Annotated in this window: 9 protein-coding genes; 6 read left to right on the top strand and 3 right to left on the bottom strand. The window is 39.4% G+C overall.

Translation table 11 applies throughout. The features are described from left to right. Positions 1-55: 55 nt before the first annotated feature. Positions 56-1,849 (top strand): ABC transporter ATP-binding protein, encoded by a 1,794-nt coding sequence (locus IQ276_RS26790; protein WP_235116004.1) that lies wholly within the window; start codon positions 56-58, stop codon positions 1,847-1,849. 12 nt (positions 1,850-1,861) lie between these two features. Further along, the gene (locus IQ276_RS26785; RefSeq protein WP_193913699.1) at positions 1,862-2,734 is read left to right on the top strand and encodes an Rpn family recombination-promoting nuclease/putative transposase; all 873 of its coding nucleotides are present in this window, start codon (positions 1,862-1,864) and stop codon (positions 2,732-2,734) included. Between the two features lie 127 nt (positions 2,735-2,861). On the opposite strand, the gene IQ276_RS26780 is transcribed toward IQ276_RS26785, so the two are convergent. The 3 genes from IQ276_RS26780 to IQ276_RS26770 form a co-directional block, all read right to left on the bottom strand. Next, a complete protein-coding gene (locus IQ276_RS26780) occupies positions 2,862-3,239 on the bottom strand; it encodes a DUF1636 family protein (protein WP_193913697.1) in 378 nt (125 codons plus the stop codon). Between the two features lie 4 nt (positions 3,240-3,243). Next, complete coding sequence (locus IQ276_RS26775; protein WP_193913695.1) at positions 3,244-4,194, bottom strand: ABC transporter substrate-binding protein; 951 nt, start codon at positions 4,192-4,194, stop codon at positions 3,244-3,246. A 147-nt stretch (positions 4,195-4,341) separates the two neighbouring features. Continuing rightward, on the bottom strand, positions 4,342-7,161 hold the full coding sequence (locus tag IQ276_RS26770; protein WP_193913694.1) for a TonB-dependent receptor: 2,820 nt from the start codon (positions 7,159-7,161) through the stop codon (positions 4,342-4,344). Positions 7,162-8,079: 918 nt separating this feature from the next. Between IQ276_RS26770 and IQ276_RS26765 the strand changes: the two genes are divergently transcribed. The 4 genes from IQ276_RS26765 (at position 8,080) to IQ276_RS26750 (ending at position 17,292) form a co-directional block, all read left to right on the top strand. After that, entirely contained in the window at positions 8,080-8,967 is an 888-nt protein-coding gene (locus IQ276_RS26765) for a cupin-like domain-containing protein (RefSeq protein ID WP_193913693.1), read from the top strand. Positions 8,968-9,054: 87 nt separating this feature from the next. Further along, entirely contained in the window at positions 9,055-15,615 is a 6,561-nt protein-coding gene (locus IQ276_RS26760; protein WP_193913692.1) for a non-ribosomal peptide synthetase, read from the top strand. Between the two features lie 175 nt (positions 15,616-15,790). Continuing rightward, positions 15,791-16,345, top strand: coding sequence for a cupin-like domain-containing protein (locus IQ276_RS26755; protein ID WP_193913691.1), 555 nt, complete (start codon positions 15,791-15,793; stop codon positions 16,343-16,345). Positions 16,346-16,377: 32 nt separating this feature from the next. Beyond that, positions 16,378-17,292, top strand: a complete 915-nt coding sequence (locus tag IQ276_RS26750; protein ID WP_193913690.1) for a TauD/TfdA family dioxygenase — start codon at positions 16,378-16,380, stop codon at positions 17,290-17,292. Positions 17,293-17,352: the final 60 nt, after the last annotated feature.

The raw sequence follows: 17,352 nt of genomic DNA, 5'->3' as shown, positions 1-17,352 counted from the left end.
CCTACGGGGAAGCAAGCTATATGCAGCGTTTCTTAAATACAAAAAATAAACAGTCGTGACAAGAGTATCTCACAAGCCTAAAAATTCAGGTAATCCTCTAAAACGCTTGCTCAATTATGGCAGCCAATATCGCCTACAAATTTGGCAGGCAACATTATTTACTATCATCAATACGATTTTAGATTTAGCACCGCCGTGGTTAATTGGTGTTGCGGTAGATATTCTCGTAGAACAGCAGAATTCCTTCATTGCCAAATTAGGTGTCAAAGAGATAATTTGGCAATTTTTCTTGCTTTCAGTCGTCACCATCATTATCTGGATACTAGAATCAGCTTCTGAGTACGCTTATAATAGACTTTGGTGGAATTTAGCCCAAAATATCCAGCATGATTTACGCGTGGATGCCTACAATCATGTACAAGAATTAGATTCAGCTTACTTTGAAGAAAGTAGTACTGGCGGGTTGATGTCAATTTTGAATGATGATATCAATAGATTGGAAGATTTCCTGAATTTTGTAGCTAGTGAAATTATCCAAATTACTACTTCAGTTATTATTTTAATTTGTGGTGCTTTCTGGATTTTACCCCTCTCAATTACCTTGGTAACAATGTTGCCGATGCCCTTTATTCTTTGGGGTTCCTTTACTTATCAAAAGCTGCTAGAAGATCGTTACGCCGAAGTGCGAGAAAGAGTAGGTTTTCTTAACTCACGATTGGCAAATAACCTCAGTGGGATTACCACAATTAAAAGTTTTACTGCTGAAGCTTATGAAAGTGCTAGATTTGCCGGAGAAAGCGAAGCATATAGAAAAAGTAACAATAAAGCAATTAAACTTTCTGCCGCATTTAATCCTTTAATTAGAATGCTAATTTTAGTAGGATTTACCGCCTTATTATTTGGAGGAGGCATGGCAACATATTCGGGTAAGATATCTATTGGTAATTATAGTGTTTTACTCGTTTTAGTACAGAGATTGTTGTGGCCATTAGTAACATTAGGAGAAATATTTGACAAATATCAAAGGTCAATGGCTTCTACTAATCGCATCATGGATTTATTAGATGCTCCCATCAATATTATTCCAGGAGATAAATCTTTACCTATTGAGCAAGTACGTGGTGAAATTGACTTTAAACAAGTCACTTTTGCTTATGCCAACAGGGAGCCAGTAATTAAAAAACTATCTTTACATATACCCGCAGGTAAAACCATCGCCATTGTTGGTTCTACAGGTTCTGGTAAAAGTACATTAGTGAAATTATTATTCCGATTTTATGAAATTTCTGCTGGCAAAATTACTATTGATGGTATTGATATCCAAGAATTAAATTTAGGTGATTTGCGTCGCAGTATTGGCTTGGTGAGCCAGGATGTATTCTTATTTCATGGTACTGTTGCTGAAAATATCGCCTATGGTAGCTTTGATGCGAGGGATGAAGAAATAATTGCAGCTAGTAAAATTGCCGAAGCCCATGATTTTATTATGCGGCTACCCCAAGGTTATGAAACAATTGTTGGAGAACGAGGACAAAAATTATCTGGTGGACAACGTCAAAGAATTGCGATCGCCAGGGCTGTTTTGAAGAACCCACCCATTTTGATTTTAGATGAAGCTACATCAGCGGTGGATAATGAAACTGAAGCTGCTATTCAGCGTTCCTTAGAACGGATTACTGTGAATCGAACCACAATAGCGATCGCTCATCGTCTTTCGACTATCCGCAATGCTGATTGCATTTATGTGATGGAATACGGGGAGTTGGTTGAGTCGGGAACCCATGAGGAATTGTTAGATAAGAATAGGATTTATGCTAGTTTATGGCAGGTGCAATCTGGAGTGAAATGAGTTGAATTATTTATGCGGCGAGACTCAATTTTCTACAAACTTTTTCAACAATACCCCACTTTGCTATTTGAACTATTGACAAATCCCCCGACAAATGCAGACGCTTACCGATTTGATTCCGTAGCTGTCAAAGAACCCAAATTTGAAATAGATGGGGTATTTCTCCCACCAGAAAACGAAGGTGTAGGAGTTGTATATTTCTGTGAGGTGCAGTTTCAAAAAGATGAACAACTTTACGAAAGAGTATTTGCAGAATCCTCGTTATATTTCTATCGCAACCGTGCTAGATTCAGGGATTGGCAGACAGTAATAATTTATCCATCACGCAGTGTTGAACAAAGCGATATTTATCCCCATCGCTCATTGTTGAATGGTGGACAAGTGCATCGGGTTTATTTGGATGAATTGGGTGATATTCGTCAATTACCTTTATGGGTAGCATTGATGGTGTTAACTACTGTGGAGGAAGAACAAGCACCACAAGAAGCTAGATATTTGCTGGAGCGATCGCGCCAAGAACAACCTCAACCATCAACTGGCGTCATAATGGAGTTAGTCACGACCATAATGGTGTACAGGTTTGAACAATTAAGTCGAACAGAGGTAGAGTCGATGCTAGGAATCACACTCAAGGAAACAAGGGTTTACCGCGAAATTAAGGAAGAAGGACGACAAGAAGGACGACAAGAAGGACGACAAGAAGGGCGACAAGAAGAGGCTGCTAACTTGATTATCCGACTGTTGACTAAGCGGTTTGGAGAACTTACCGAGGAAATGCGCTCCTCAATTTATGGTTTACCTTTGCCTGTTCTGGAAGATTTGAGCGAAGCATTGTTAGATTTTACCAGCTCGGCTGATTTAGAAGCTTGGTTAGTAGCAAGATAAATTAAATTGGGTTTAAGGCAAGTGCGATCACGTACCCTTCCCTACGGGACGCCAAGGGCGAACGGGAAGCAAGCTACGCGTAACGTCTCGTAGAGAAGGTATCGCTATTACTTGGAATAACTTATAGTTATGATTTTACAGATGGAATTTGCGCGAAAATAGCAGACTTTAAAACTTGCGGAAGCTGTTCCCAAACTACAGCGCCTTTACGGCTTTTGATATAGATTTGCATAAATTCCAGTAAGGCTGCTGCGCTTTCTTCTGGGATAAGTTTAACAAACAGATACGTTGGTTTCTCTTCACTCGATACAGCTACAACACAGCCTTGATCGCAAGCCCACAAACATCCAACTGGCTGAATTTCAAGTTCGTTATGAGGTAATTTGTCAACACATAAACTGTTTAATTCGTCAAGTAAAATATCGCCGTCAAAAGGCGGATTTTTTGGACGTTCTTCAGATGAACGGTGACAGGATTTACATACAAATATGGTGTGTTTAGACATAGAGTTAGGGAGTGTTGACAAGGTATTTGAATAAATCATCAATTACTGCATCAGTGGCAATCATATGTGTCGCAGACCAGGATGTAATGTTGACATGATAAACATGATTTTTTTGAACAGCTTTTAGCTGTTTCCAAAGAGGACTTTGTTGTTTTTTTTCTAGAAATTGATTTCCACCATTGGCAAAAGTAGCCACAAATAAAATATCGCCGTCAGCTTTTTCTAATTCCTCTAGGGAAATACTGACTGCTCCATAAGGTGACTCGATATTTTGTGAGGCTGGACGCTGCAAACGAGCATTACTTATAATAGAACCAGCAAATGAGTTTTTGACATCAATTAATATTCGATCGCCACTAACATAGATCAAGGATATTTTTTTGTCTTGATGGTGAGTTCTTAATGCTAATTTTAGCCTTTCTATTCGCTGATAGTAGCGATTCCAAAGCATTTTTTCAGCTTCTTGCTTTCCTAATGCTTCAGCCACAAAACTCAGATGTTTTTGCCAGGTTGAATAATCCATTTCACCCAAAACTGTCGGAGCAATTTCAGACAATTGAGGATAAACTGACTTGAACCAATCTACACCGATAATCAAATCTGGTTTGAGTAGTAATATTGCTTCTAAATTTGGTTTATCAAATCCAATTAATTTTATTTCATCTGTTTTATATGAGGAGTTTAAAAAGTTTTCTTCCCGGTAATATTCATTCGTAGTGCCAATTGGTTTAACACCAAGCGCCAGCACATTGCCTAAAGTAGACAAAGATAAAGTAACAATACGCTGGGGTTTATTGGGAACACAGGTTTCTCCCATTGTATGTTTAACTATATGGCATTCGACGGGTGACGCATGAGGAAGGGAAGATACAGTTTTAGGAATTTTATAGTTGCAGGCTGCAATCAAAATAAATCCTAAAATACCTAATATTAGCCAACAGAAAAATTTTCGCATTATTGCCTGCTTTATATAACAGTATTGTAGGGCGCGTTAGAATGAAGTTCGTAACGCACAAATTCTTAAAAATTGTGCGTTACCGTGTCGCTAACACACCCTACATATTTTCTGTGAATGACTACAGACTTTATCTGAAATCAACTATCAAAATCGCCATGATATAGTTCCTTGCACAGTAAATGGCTGTCCGTAGTAAACACGACTAGAACTCAGCGCACTTTCAAAATAGTCTACATCAAATAAATTTTTGAAGTTGAGTGCAACTCGGAATCTATCTCTGTTATAGAAAATAGCTGCATCAGTCCGGACATAACTAGGCACATCATAAGTATTGTCTAAATCTCCAGCGCGATCGCCAACAAAAAATAAGCCAATTCCTCCCCCTAAACCTTTTAATTCACCTTCTTGAATTTCGTAAGCTGTCCATAAATTGAAAGAATGTTCTGGGGTATTTGGTAATCGATTCCCAACTGCAAAAGTATTATCTTCAGTAATCCGTGCATCGATATAAGCATATCCTGCAAAAATATTCCATCCTGGTAAAATTTCGCCTGTCAGACTCAATTCAATACCTTGGCTGTTTTGCTCACCTACTTGGATAGTAAACCCTTCATTATTGGGGTCTGCTGTTGAGACATTAGTACGAGTCAAATCAAAGAATGCTAGTGTTGCTGAAAGGCGACTATTCAAATCTGCTTTCACCCCAACCTCATATTGAGTACCCCGTTCTGGCTGTGAGGAAGAGTCAACGCTAAAAAAGGATGTACCATTTGGTGGAGTAAATGAACGCGTATAACTGGCATACAGTGAAATAGCTGGAGTTGGTTGATAGACAATCCCAAATCGAGGACTAAATGCACTATCTGACCCACTGCTTTCTGTATTATTGGTGAAACCTTGATATTTCTGGTCATAAGTATCAAACCGCCCACCTAACAACAGCTTGAAGTTGTCCGTTAGTGCAATTTGGTCTTGGAGATAAATTCCTAATGAGTTCGTCTGGGATTTCTCACTAAACTCATCGAAAGTAATCTCACCTAGTGGTAAACCATATACAGGATTAAAGATATCGATTGATTCTGCTTGGCGTTCGATATATCTTGGTGAGAAGTTTACCAAACGATTCCAATCAACCCCAAATAGTAACTGATGCTCGATTGAACCGGTGGAGAACTTGCCAGTCAAATTTGTCGTCAGCGTGTAATTTTCATTTTCCAACTCGTATTCTCGATAGAAACGATTGAAAGTTCGATTGTCTGCATCCAAACTTAGAGGAATCGTTACTTTGTCAACATAATCACGAAATGTAAACCGAAAAGCATTACGTAACGACCAATTGTCGCTTAACTTATGTTCTAGTTGATAGCCAAGCCTTGTAATAGTTTGTCTGATTTCATCAGAAGGTTCACCAAAGCTGCGGTTGCGCGACACTTCCCCATTGGGGTTAGGTAATATAGTGCCAATAACAGGCACACCAGATATGTAAGAATCTCTACTATCGATGTATTCTCCCTCTAAAGTCACATTAGTCTTGTCGCCGATCGCCACAGTGACAACGGGTGATATATTAAATTGCTCGCCACTATAGAAATCGATAAAACTACCTCTATTTCTGTAGGCAGTATTGAGACGATACAATACTGTCTTTGACTCATTTAATGGCCCCGATAAATCAAGGGCACCTCGATAATAACTATAACTGCCAACGGTCGCATCAATGGCGTAAAAAGGGTCGCTTAAGGGACGTTTGGATACTAGGTTGATAACTCCCCCCGGATTACCCAAACCAAATAATACGGATGCTGGCCCTTTAAGAACTTCGACTCGCTCAATACTGGTTAATTCAGTCAGTTGTCCAGCTAAAGGGTCAACTAGCCCATCCCGGAGAAGATTTGTAGCTGCTGCTTCAAAACCACGAATTGAAAAGAAGTTACTTGCAGCAGAACTAAAACTCTCAGTTACACCAGGGACATTTCTCAGGGCATCATCCAAACCGGTAATCTGTTGATCGCGCAATATTTGTTGTGGTACCACCTGAATCGATTGGGGAATATCACGTAAAGGTGTGTCGGTTTTTGTCCCAGTCGTAGTATCCGTTACCCGATAACCATCTTGCTCCCCCGTCACCACCAACTCAATTGGTTCATCCTGCTGTGCAGCTGGTTCCTGTTGCGGTGTCTGATTGGCTGGCTCTTGTGCTTGTGGTGTTTCAGGCTGCTGTGGTGGTTGCGTTGCTGTTGCAGGGGCAGAAGTTACACCAAAAACCAGCCCTGTATTATCATCAAACAACTCAACCGTTGGCAAAGCATTCTCACCTACCACGGTCACCCGAACAGTATTTGCATCAACATTCGTAGCCGTTATTTCCGTAATTCCCGCAACTGGTTTTTCCGAACGAAATATAAAAGCATCGCCGTTAGGTAAACGCAACTGAGCATTAGGAATATCGGCAATAAAATTCTTATCCGTACTGCGATTTGTAACTTGCAGTTGTTCTCCAAGAGGTGTTTCTAAAATTACCTCCACACCAGTCTGTGTGGGATTTGCTTTCACTCCCGTGATTGGTATGACTTGATCCCCACTTGTTTGTTCTGGGTTAGGAGGATTGGTTGGTGTGGGTGACTGTACCAGCATTTGGGCGCTAGTACCAGGAAGTTCAATTTCGCTTAGTTGAAGGATATTTTTAGTTGTTTCATCCGACTTTGGTCGTTGTAGTGGACTTCCAAGCTGAAACTTCAAGAGTCGGGGTTTCCTGGTACTGGGGGCTGATACTTGAGATTTGCTGATGACAAATTCTTTATCTGTAACTGCAACCTTCCGATCAAATCTAGATTTCCCTACCCTCTGGGTAGAAGATTCGCCTTGAACATCCTCTCGTACTTGCTCACCTTTAGCAGGAGTGTTTATAAAAACAACAACCGCACCTGTTAGCAGCAGGCTTTGAAAAAATCTATCTAACTTCATTTATCCGCTTACACTCGATCGCACTACTTTGACCACACCTGAACACGCAATGACAAAGTTTGAAAAAGATTGTCATTTAAATTAGTTGAATCATATTATGAAGTGATACCAGACACAAGATAATTCATAATTTTTTTTATTTAATTTGCATGACAATCAATAACTTTTCTTGAGCATTTATTTGCTTGATAAATATTTGATTAAAATACCAGTATTTAAAAATACTTGTCTAAAAAATATTTTAAAAACCCAAAATAGCCTCTTTAATTAGGAAAATGCGCCCAATCAGAAACAATTGAGTGTCAGTGTAGAGTAGCGAATCGGTGTTAGGAGTCCGGAAGTTTCCATGCCCTGATTGTGGGCAAACAGCTTGTGATTGATTGTCATGAGGTGAAAATACTCGTTTATCTAACAAAGTAAAACTTTCATAAGTAAAACTAATGTTTATAGCTGTATCGAAAATAAATATCTATAGTTGTACTCTTGCTAAAGCAACTCATTCTCGTTAGTGTAATCAAGGATAAATAAAAATTAGTTGCAATAACCTAGATATTTATCCAGGTAAATCACTATTATTTAGCGTTGAGACAATCTCAGTGGTTGGCTTACAAGTTAGTGATTTTCAGTATTTTGGTCTATAAGCCAGATAAAAAGCCTTTTTTATTCCTGACTTCTGGATTCTGCTAAAGAATTGGCGATCGCATCAAATAGCTGCTCAATTAAAAACATTAGGCTTGACTGGGAAAAATGTCTGATTAGACACGTCGGGAATATTAATTATGAGTCAAAAAGACGAAGTTAGCTAATAAACTGCTCCGAGCCTTCATCAATGAATTAAAAATTAACATTCATTGTATGTGGCAATAATAAAACAGCGTCAAACTTCGATTGAAAACCAGTAAAGATGTTGGAGTTTTTATGCAAGTTCAAGCTAGTAAATCAATTCTAAGAATCAAAAATCCTAGTAGAAAGCAATTTTCAGAGATAGCGAAACAATATCAGCCTTTTATAATTGAAGATGTTGCTAAATATTGGGGTGCTTATAAGCATTGGTCAAATGATTATCTGATAGAAAAGTGTGGAAATAATATAGTTCCAGTGCGATTTTTTAAACAAGATTTTTGGAATGATTATAAGAACTTTGCTTATGAAGGTAGTTACGAACCTCATAAAGAAATGAAATTGGCGGAGTATATAAATAACTATATAGAAGATACCAATACTCAAAACAGGGTAGAATGTTATTTAAATGAGGCAGTTTTTGAAGAGCGTTTTCCTGAAATTGTTGGAGATATAAATTATCCACAATACTTCAATAGTAAGCCATTAGTTAGGTTGTGGTTTGGTTTATCAAAAAAACATTTTTCTTCAAATAGTAGCCTTCACTTTGACGCAGAACATAATATTTTTGCTCAAATTCGAGGGAGAAAAAGAATACTTTTATATCCACCTACAAATTATTTATCATTCTATCCACCTCTAGAAGATCGTTCTGGCGCACTATATGGTAGCAAGGTAAATCCGGATTCTTTAGATTTGGAATTATTTCCGAAATTCCCTTGGCAAGAAAAAATAGAATTTGTACTTCAACCGGGAGAAATACTCTACCTACCTCCTTTTTGGTGGCATCACATGACCGCAGTAGATGATAATATATCACTATCATTTTGGTATTATGTGAAAATTCAAGATTTTTTCTGGCAAAAAAAGATGTTATCAGTTTTTTTTCACACCGCACCTCATTATTTATATCATTCAATTTCTGCTGGGGATTTCAGTGTATTGAAATTTTTTCAAATGAAGTAAGGATTTTATGGGATTTTTGAAGACGATGTTTGATTGATATTTTGCTGAGAATACTAAGTTGTACAGGGTGTTAAGTTTCATATAAAAATGAATAAATTTTCTCAGAGCTTATTTAATTCTTTGGACAACTTTTGTACAGTTGTCGAATTACTGCGTTTTAGAAGCTCAACGCAACCAGACAGAGACGCTTTTACCTTTTTATTAGATGGGGAAACAGAAAAAGCGACACTAACATACCAAGAATTAGATAGGCGATCGCGTCGAATAGCAGCTCAATTGCAAGCATTGGGTTTGACTGGAGAACGGGCTTTACTGCTTTATCCAGCAGGACTAGATTTTTTAGTTGCTTTTTTCGGTTGCTTGTATGCGGGAGTTGTGGCAGTAACTGCATATCCACCGCGAAATGAGCGTAATACACCCAGAATCAAGGCGATTTCCATAGATGCACAAGCAGCAATCGCTCTAACAACAACAGAAATTTTACCAACAGTCCGGTCTTTAATGACACAAAAGACTGACTTAGAATCTTTGCAGTGGTTGACTACAGATAACCTTGCACAGGGAATAGAAGATACTTGGCAACAACCTTCTATTCATCAAGACACCTTAGCTTTTCTACAATACACCTCTGGTTCTACAGGCACACCCAAGGGTGTAATGATTAGTCATAGGAACCTATTGCACAATGCTGCTACGACTTACCAATTCATGGAGCATTCCCCAGAAAGTAAGTTCGTGACGTGGTTACCGATGTACCACGATATGGGTCTGATTGGTGGAATATTGCAACCTTTGTATGGAGGTTTTCCTTGCATCATCATGCCTCCAGCCTCCTTTCTCCAACGTCCATATCGTTGGTTGCAGGCTATCTCTGAGTACAAAGGGACAACCAGTGGCGGGCCTAACTTTGCCTATGAATTATGTACTCAAAAAATTACCCCTGAACAAAAACAAACTCTTGACTTGAGTAGTTGGAGTGTGGCGTTTAACGGCGCTGAACCGATTCGCCATGATACTTTAGAACGGTTTGCCGCAGCTTTTGCCGAGTGTGGCTTCCGCAAAGAGGCATTCTATCCTTGTTATGGAATGGCTGAAACAACTCTCATGGTTTCTGGCGTAGAGAAGGCAACAGCACCGACAATCAAAACAGTCCAGAAGTCTGCATTAGAATGCGATCGCGTAGTTCAATCATCTCCTGAAGATGAGAATATTTGTCATTTTGTCAGTTGTGGTCGAGTCATACCAAAACAAGAGATTGTAATTGCCAATCCGGAAACACTCAATACTTGTCAACTGGATGAAATCGGGGAAATTTGGGTATCTGGACCGAGTGTTGGTCAAGGTTATTGGAATCGTTTGCAAGAGACAGAAGAAACCTTCGGCGCTTATTTATCAGACACAGGTAAAGGTGCTTTTCTCCGGACGGGAGATTTAGGTTTTTTGGACAATGGCGAACTTTTCATTACAGGTAGAGCCAAAGATTTAATTATTATTCGTGGTCGCAATCTTTACCCGCAAGATATAGAATTAACCGCAGAACGCAGTCATCCATCATTGCGTTCCGGTGCTAATGCAGCATTTACAGTAGAAGTTAATAACGAAGAAAGATTAGTAGTTGTACAAGAATTAGAGTTTCGCGCCAAGCCAAATTTACCAGAAGTAACTAGTGCAATTCGCCAAGCAATTACTGAAGAACATGAAGTACAAGTTTATGGCGTAGTTTTAATTAAACCAGGTAGTATTCCTAAAACTTCTAGCGGAAAGATTCAACGTCGTGCAACTCGCGTTCAATTTGAAAATGGTGAACTGAATATAGTTGCAAGTAATATTCTGAAAATTAGTGATATTGCCAGAAAAGAAACTCGATTACAGCGTTCTGAATTGTTGGCACTTTCTCCAAGAGAATGTCAACCTGTTTTAGAAGGTTATTTAATTGAATTATTTGCGGTACTACTTTCAATTACAGCAGATGATATTAATGTACAAGAACCATTAAGCACCCTGGGACTGGATTCTTTAAAAGTATTTGAATTAAAAAATCGGATTGAAATTGACTTAGAAATAGAAGTTTTTATAGCAGATTTATTTGAAGGAATGAGTTTGCGATCGCTCGCAACAAAAATACTCGCTCAACTGACCACAGAAGCTTTCATCCCTTCAAAGTCTCTGATCCAAATCCAGCCAGCAGAAGTTTATCCCCTATCTTTTGCCCAGCAGCGACTATGGTTCCTTGACCAATTAGAACCAGGTAATCCAGCTTATAATATTTCTTTAGCTGTCAATCTCAAAGGTCAACTTGAAATTACTTTACTAGAAGAAAGTCTGAATGAAATTATCCGGCGACATGAAACTTTAAGAACTACATTTACAAAAATCGATGGACAGCCAGGACAAATTATTGCCTCTTCCCTAAAATTATCTTTATCAGTAATAAATATAGAACCACACGACGATATTGTAGTTCAAGAATTTTTGACTCAAGAAAGTCAACGACCTTTTGACTTAACCCAAGGGTCATTGTTCCGTGCTAAACTTTTGCGCCTAGCACAGCAAGAGCATATTCTTTTGCTAGAGATGCACCACATCATCTCTGATGGCTGGTCTACTGAAGTATTTTTACAAGAGATTGCATTATTTTACAAAGCATTCTTAACTAGAACTGCTTCACCATTACCAGAAATCTCTATCCAATACAAAGACTTTGCACACTGGCAGCGACAATGGTTACAAGGGGAAATTCTCCAAAGTCAACTCTCTTATTGGAAGCAACAACTTGAGGGTATACCAGCAGCATTAAAATTACCTACTGACCGACCAAGACCGGTGGTGCAAACCTCACACGGCGCTCAACAATCTATTGAGTTATCTGAAGAAGTAATTAAAGAACTCAAGGCGATCGCTCGTCAAGAGGGTGTAACCTTATTTATGTTGCTATTGGCAGCCTTTCAGACTTTCCTCTACCGTTACACAGGACAAGATGATATTGCCGTCGGTTCACCCATCGCTAATCGCAATCGTGATGAAATCAAAGGGTTAATTGGCTTTTTTGTCAATACCTTAGTACTGCGTACAGATATCAGCAGTAACCCAACTTTTGATGAGTTGCTGACGCGGGTGAAAAAGGTAGCTTTAGGAGCTTACACACATCAGGATTTGCCCTTCGATCAACTGGTAGAAGCAGTGCAACCAGAGCGGGATACAAGTCGGACACCGCTGTTTCAAGTCATGTTCAATGTTCAAGATTACTCACAGTTACCAGAAATACCTGGTTTGGCATTGAGCTTGGTAAAAATAGAAACCGAAACAGCGCAGTTTGATTTGAGCTTGTCCATTGAGATTACAAAGCAAGAAGTGGCAGCATCCTTCTATTACAATACTGATTTATTTGATGCTGCTACCATTAGCCGGATGCTGAGGCATTTTCAGAATTTACTCTCAGGCATTGCTGCTAATCCTCAAGCTCGGCTATCCAACTTACCACTATTGAACGCGGCAGATTGTCAGGATTTACTACAACTGAGTAGAAATCAATCTCCAATTCCCAATTTCTCCGAACAATGCATTCATCAACTATTTGAAGCACAAGTAGAGCGGACACCAAATGCAGTTGCAGTAGTCTTTCAAAACCAGCATTTAACCTACAGAGAATTGAATCAGCGTGCGAATCAAGTAGCACATTATCTGCGTTCCTTGGGAGTTGGTGCAGAAGTGCGAGTTGGTATTTGCATACAGCGCTCCTTAGAAATGGCGATCGCACTTTTAGGAATCCTCAAAGCCGGAGGAGTTTATGTACCTTTAGATCCGGCTTATCCAAAAGAACGCCTCGCTCTAATTTTGAAAGATGCTCAAGTGCCAGTGCTTCTCACCCAAAAATCACTGCTAGCTGTTCTGCCTCCGCTGGAGTCGCAAATCGTCTGCGTGGATACAGACAACGCGATCGCCCAACAAAGTCAGGAAAATCTTGTCAATCACACCCAACCAGAAAATCTTGTCTATATTATTTACACCTCTGGTTCCACGGGAACTCCCAAGGGTGTAACGATTCAGCATCAGTCTTTAGCCAGTTATGCCAAGATTGCTTGTTTAGAGTACGGACTACAAGCAAGCGATAGGGTGCTGCAATTTGCTTCCATCAGCTTTGATGCCGCTGCCGAAGAAATCTTTCCCTGTCTGATCTGCGGTGCTACTCTCATACTGCGTACAGATGAGACAATCAGTTCGATGCCTCAATTTTTACAGCATTGTGGTGATTGGGAGATAACAGTCTTAGATTTGCCTACGGCCTTTTGGCATCAACTAACTGCTGAATTAGCAACAATAAATTTGGTGCTTCCTGATACTCTGCGATTAGTAATTATTGGGGGTGAAAGAGCCGATAGAAAACACCTGACAACATGGCAGGAGCAAGTAGGTCAACGGGTACGCCTTGTCAACACTTATGGTCCTACAGAAACAACAATTGTGGCCACAGTCTGTGACATATCAGTATCGCCGGCTGATGAAGTGCCCATTGGTAAAGCCATTCCCCAAGTTGAAACCTACGTCCTCGATCCCGGACTGCAACTCGTGCCTGTAGGAACTCCTGGCGAATTGTATATTGGGGGTGTTGGTGTTGCTAGGGGTTATTTGGAGCGATCGGACTTAACAGCAGCAAAGTTTATTCCTAATCCCTACAGTTCAAAACCTGGGGAGCGTCTTTACAAAACAGGCGATTTAGTTCGCTACCTCAGGGATGGTAACCTGGAATTTGTTGGACGTAGCGATCGCCAAATCAAAATTCGGGGTTTTCGCATTGAATTAGGAGAAATAGAAGCCTTACTGAATCAACACCCGGCTGTTCGAGAAGCTGTGGTTGTTGCTCATAACGATGATTCAGACCACCAGCGCTTGATTGCTTATGTGGTCGGGCAGTATCAGCTAGAAACACTAGAAGCCTTAGACACTCAACAAACCTTAGAGTGGCAAACTGTCTTTGATAGCCTCTATAAAAAGTTTGATAGTACTCAAAATTCCGGCTTCTATATTAAAGGTTGGGAAAGTAGCTACACAGGAGCATCGATTCCAGACGAACAAGTGCGCGAGTGGATGGAGCAAACCACCGGGCGCATCTTAGGTTTGCAGCCCAGGCGGGTTTTAGAAATAGGTTGTGGTGGTAGCGGCCTGATGCTTTTCAACATTGCCCCTCATTGCCAGCAGTACTGGGCAACAGACCCCTCAGAAAATGCCCTGCAAATCCTCCAACAGCAGTTAGATACTTTAGAACAGCCATTAACAGGAGTCACACTCAGCCAAAGAAGTGCTATAGATTTTGATGATCTGGCAGAGAATAGCTTTGATAGCGTGTTAATTGTCTCTGTGGCTCAGTACTTCCCAAGCATTGATTATTTGCTCCAGGTTTTGGAGAAAGCAGTCAAAGCTGTAGAACCAGGCGGCTTCATTTTTCTGGGAGATGTTCGCAGTCTGCCCTTATTAGAAGCATTCCACGCTTCAGTTCAACTTTATCGGGCACCAGAGACTCTTTCTAGAGAAACCTTGCAACAACGTGTGCAGAAACAGTTGTTTGAGGAAAAACAATTAGTCATCGATCCCGCTTTCTTTACTGCTCTCAAACAGCATCTACCTAAAATTAGTCATGTTGATATTTTACTAGAGCGCGGTTGCTCCCAGAATGAACTAACTAAATTCCGTTACGACGTGATTCTGCATGTGGACAATAAACCAGTTCCAACGGCGGATATCCCTTCGTTGGATTGGAACAAGGAAGAGGTAACCGTTTCTGATGTCCGCCAAATGCTCGAAGAAACTGCACCCCAAATTTTAAGTCTTGCCCATGTACCGAATGCTCGCGTCATTGCAGATATTCAGATTGTGCAGTGGTTAACAAATAATGAGCCACCGGAAACTGTAGGTGAGATGAAACAGGTCTTAAACTCCTTTGAAGGTCGGAGCGTAGAGCCAGAAGCATTCTGGGCATTAGAAAAAGACCTACCTTATTCAGTTCATATTACTTGGAATAGTGTAGGCAGCTATGACGTTATCTTCAAGCGTTCTACGCCTAATGTTGCACAGTGTTTTTCCTTACCTAATGCTCTACCTTCATTGTCCCGTCCTTGGCGCGACTATGCTAATACTCCCTGGCAAGGAAGTTTAGCTCGTGAAAGAGTGCCTCAACTCCGAGATTTTCTCAGAGAAAAACTACCTGAATACATGGTGCCAAAGGCTTTTATCTTCTTAGACGCACTTCCTTTAACCCCCAATGGCAAAGTCAATCGTCGCGCCTTACCGTTACCAGAGAGTTACTCTACCCAAAACAACCTCTATGTAGCTCCTGAAACAGAGTTAGAAGAGACAATTGCTAGTACATGGCAAACAGTACTTGGTATCGAGAAAGTTAGTATTAACGATAATTTCTTCGATCTGGGCGGACATTCTTTACTGATCTCTCAGGTAAACACACAACTACGAGAACAGCTGCAACGTGATATCTCAGTGGTAGAAATGTTTCAATATCCTACCATCAGTTTGTTAGCAAAATATCTTAATAAAGAGCAACAAGAGCAACCTTCGTTTAAAGAACTTCGTAATCGCTCTGAAAAACAAAAATTGGCTTTAAACCGACAAAAACAAGCTCATAAATCACGTAAATAAATTCAGAACTTTCAGCAGAAATATGCAGACAGCAAAGTTAGCTACAATTTCTCATTCATTACTCACGATCGTTGATTCAGCTTTTGCGATATTAGCATTGATTTTAATCATACTAATAAGTACATATTTTTTGAGAAGAATATGGTTCAGAAATAAACGTAATTTAATATGGACAATGTTTGAACATCCTGAGCTTTACGAAGATTATGAAGTTCCAATTTACTGCGATAATTTATTACAAAACTTGCCAGAAGAATTGTTGAATAAATATGGTTTCGAGCAATATATTTATCTGATTATCGGTCGCAAAGAATCATCATTAGGTCTCCATATTGATTCATTTTGTACACAAGGATGGTTGGGAGTAATTTCTGGAAGTAAGCGATTTGTTTTGTTATCACCCGATCAACAAAAATTTGTATACGATGGGCAAGTTGATGCTTTCAAGCCAGATTTAGAAAAATTCCCATTGTACGCTAATGCAAAACCAGTGGAATTTCTCTTAAATTCTGGAGAAATTCTCTATATTCCTTCTATGTGGTGGCATCAAGCTGAAAACTTGGAAAACAGCATTGCCTTGGGCTTCAACACAGTTAATGAGTGGAATTTAGAGATGGTCTTAGATGCAGCAAGTGAGGCAAATATCATAATAGGTAATCTTTTAGGCTTGTTCTTGGAATTTCCTTGGCTAATTAGATTTATTGAGAAGCCTATTTTAGCTGTTAAATAATATTGATTTACATAATTTAGGAGGTAACTTAAATGATCGCAGCAGAATTGTTAAAAAATAGTAGCGGAAATATTATCTTTAATGACACTGGGCAAGATATTCTGCAATTACCAGTATCAAAAATTTTAGAAAATTTCAAATCATCTGGTATGCTTATGTTTCGAGGATTTCATGTGAATTATGAAAAAATGAAAGCATTTGCGGAGCAATTTAGTTCTACATTCATGGGTCAATACAGTAGACCGATTGTTGATTTAAACAATCAGTTTATCACCTTAGTAGATTCAGGAATGCATTATATTGCTCCCCATTGTGAAAATGCTAATTCTCCTTTTAGGCCTGATGTAGTTTGGTTTTGTTGTGCTGTGCCAGCAGCAGAAGGTGGTGAAACTTTATTTTGGGATGGTGTTGAAGTATGGAAAGCAATGAGTGAAGAATTGAGACAATTATTCCTTTCCCAAAAAATTCGCTATGTCCAAAAATTTCTTGCTTCTCATTGGCAGCAATTTTTAGGGGCAAATGCTACGATAGATGATGTCACAAAAACATTAGAATCTATCGAAAGTTTAAGTTACAAAATTAATCAAGATGACTCAATTATTTTAGAATACGTTTGCTCTGGTGTCATCAAAACAAAGTATGGTCATCAAGATGCATTTGCTAATAGCATAATTTCGGAATACAGAAATCCTAGAGGAATCGTAACTTTTGCAGATGGCTCTGCAATTCCTGTAAAAGTTATCAATGAAATCCAGAAAATCATGGATAATTTGACTGGTTTTATTCCCTGGATGTCTGGAGATTTGGTGATGATTGATAATTCCAGATTTTTACATGGGCGAAAATCTTTTAATGATAAGCGTCGGAGAATTGTGACTTTACTTAGTGATATTAAAGGAAGTTATGAGGAACGAACCGCAGAGAACGCAGAGGACACGGAGGAATAAGAGTTTAAGAGTTTTTTGTCTAAGCTCTAGGTAATTTTATAATTTTTAGAAGTGCTGATT

The sequence above is a fragment of the Desmonostoc muscorum LEGE 12446 genome (genome assembly GCF_015207005.2).
GTDB lineage: Bacteria > Cyanobacteriota > Cyanobacteriia > Cyanobacteriales > Nostocaceae > Nostoc > Nostoc muscorum.
This window is presented reverse-complemented; position numbering and strand designations above follow the sequence as displayed.

What these genes read in the sequence shown, in the direction of transcription:
- IQ276_RS26770 (WP_193913694.1), bottom strand. Translation starts at nt 7,161, where the DNA reads ATGAAGTTAGATAGATTTTTTCAAAGCCTGCTGCTAACAGGTGCGGTT.
- IQ276_RS26785 (WP_193913699.1), top strand. Translation starts at nt 1,862, where the DNA reads ATGCGGCGAGACTCAATTTTCTACAAACTTTTTCAACAATACCCCACT.
- IQ276_RS26775 (WP_193913695.1), bottom strand. Translation starts at nt 4,194, where the DNA reads ATGCGAAAATTTTTCTGTTGGCTAATATTAGGTATTTTAGGATTTATT.
- IQ276_RS26760 (WP_193913692.1), top strand. Translation starts at nt 9,055, where the DNA reads ATGAATAAATTTTCTCAGAGCTTATTTAATTCTTTGGACAACTTTTGT.
- IQ276_RS26780 (WP_193913697.1), bottom strand. Translation starts at nt 3,239, where the DNA reads ATGTCTAAACACACCATATTTGTATGTAAATCCTGTCACCGTTCATCT.
- IQ276_RS26765 (WP_193913693.1), top strand. Translation starts at nt 8,080, where the DNA reads ATGCAAGTTCAAGCTAGTAAATCAATTCTAAGAATCAAAAATCCTAGT.
- IQ276_RS26755 (WP_193913691.1), top strand. Translation starts at nt 15,791, where the DNA reads ATGTTTGAACATCCTGAGCTTTACGAAGATTATGAAGTTCCAATTTAC.
- IQ276_RS26750 (WP_193913690.1), top strand. Translation starts at nt 16,378, where the DNA reads ATGATCGCAGCAGAATTGTTAAAAAATAGTAGCGGAAATATTATCTTT.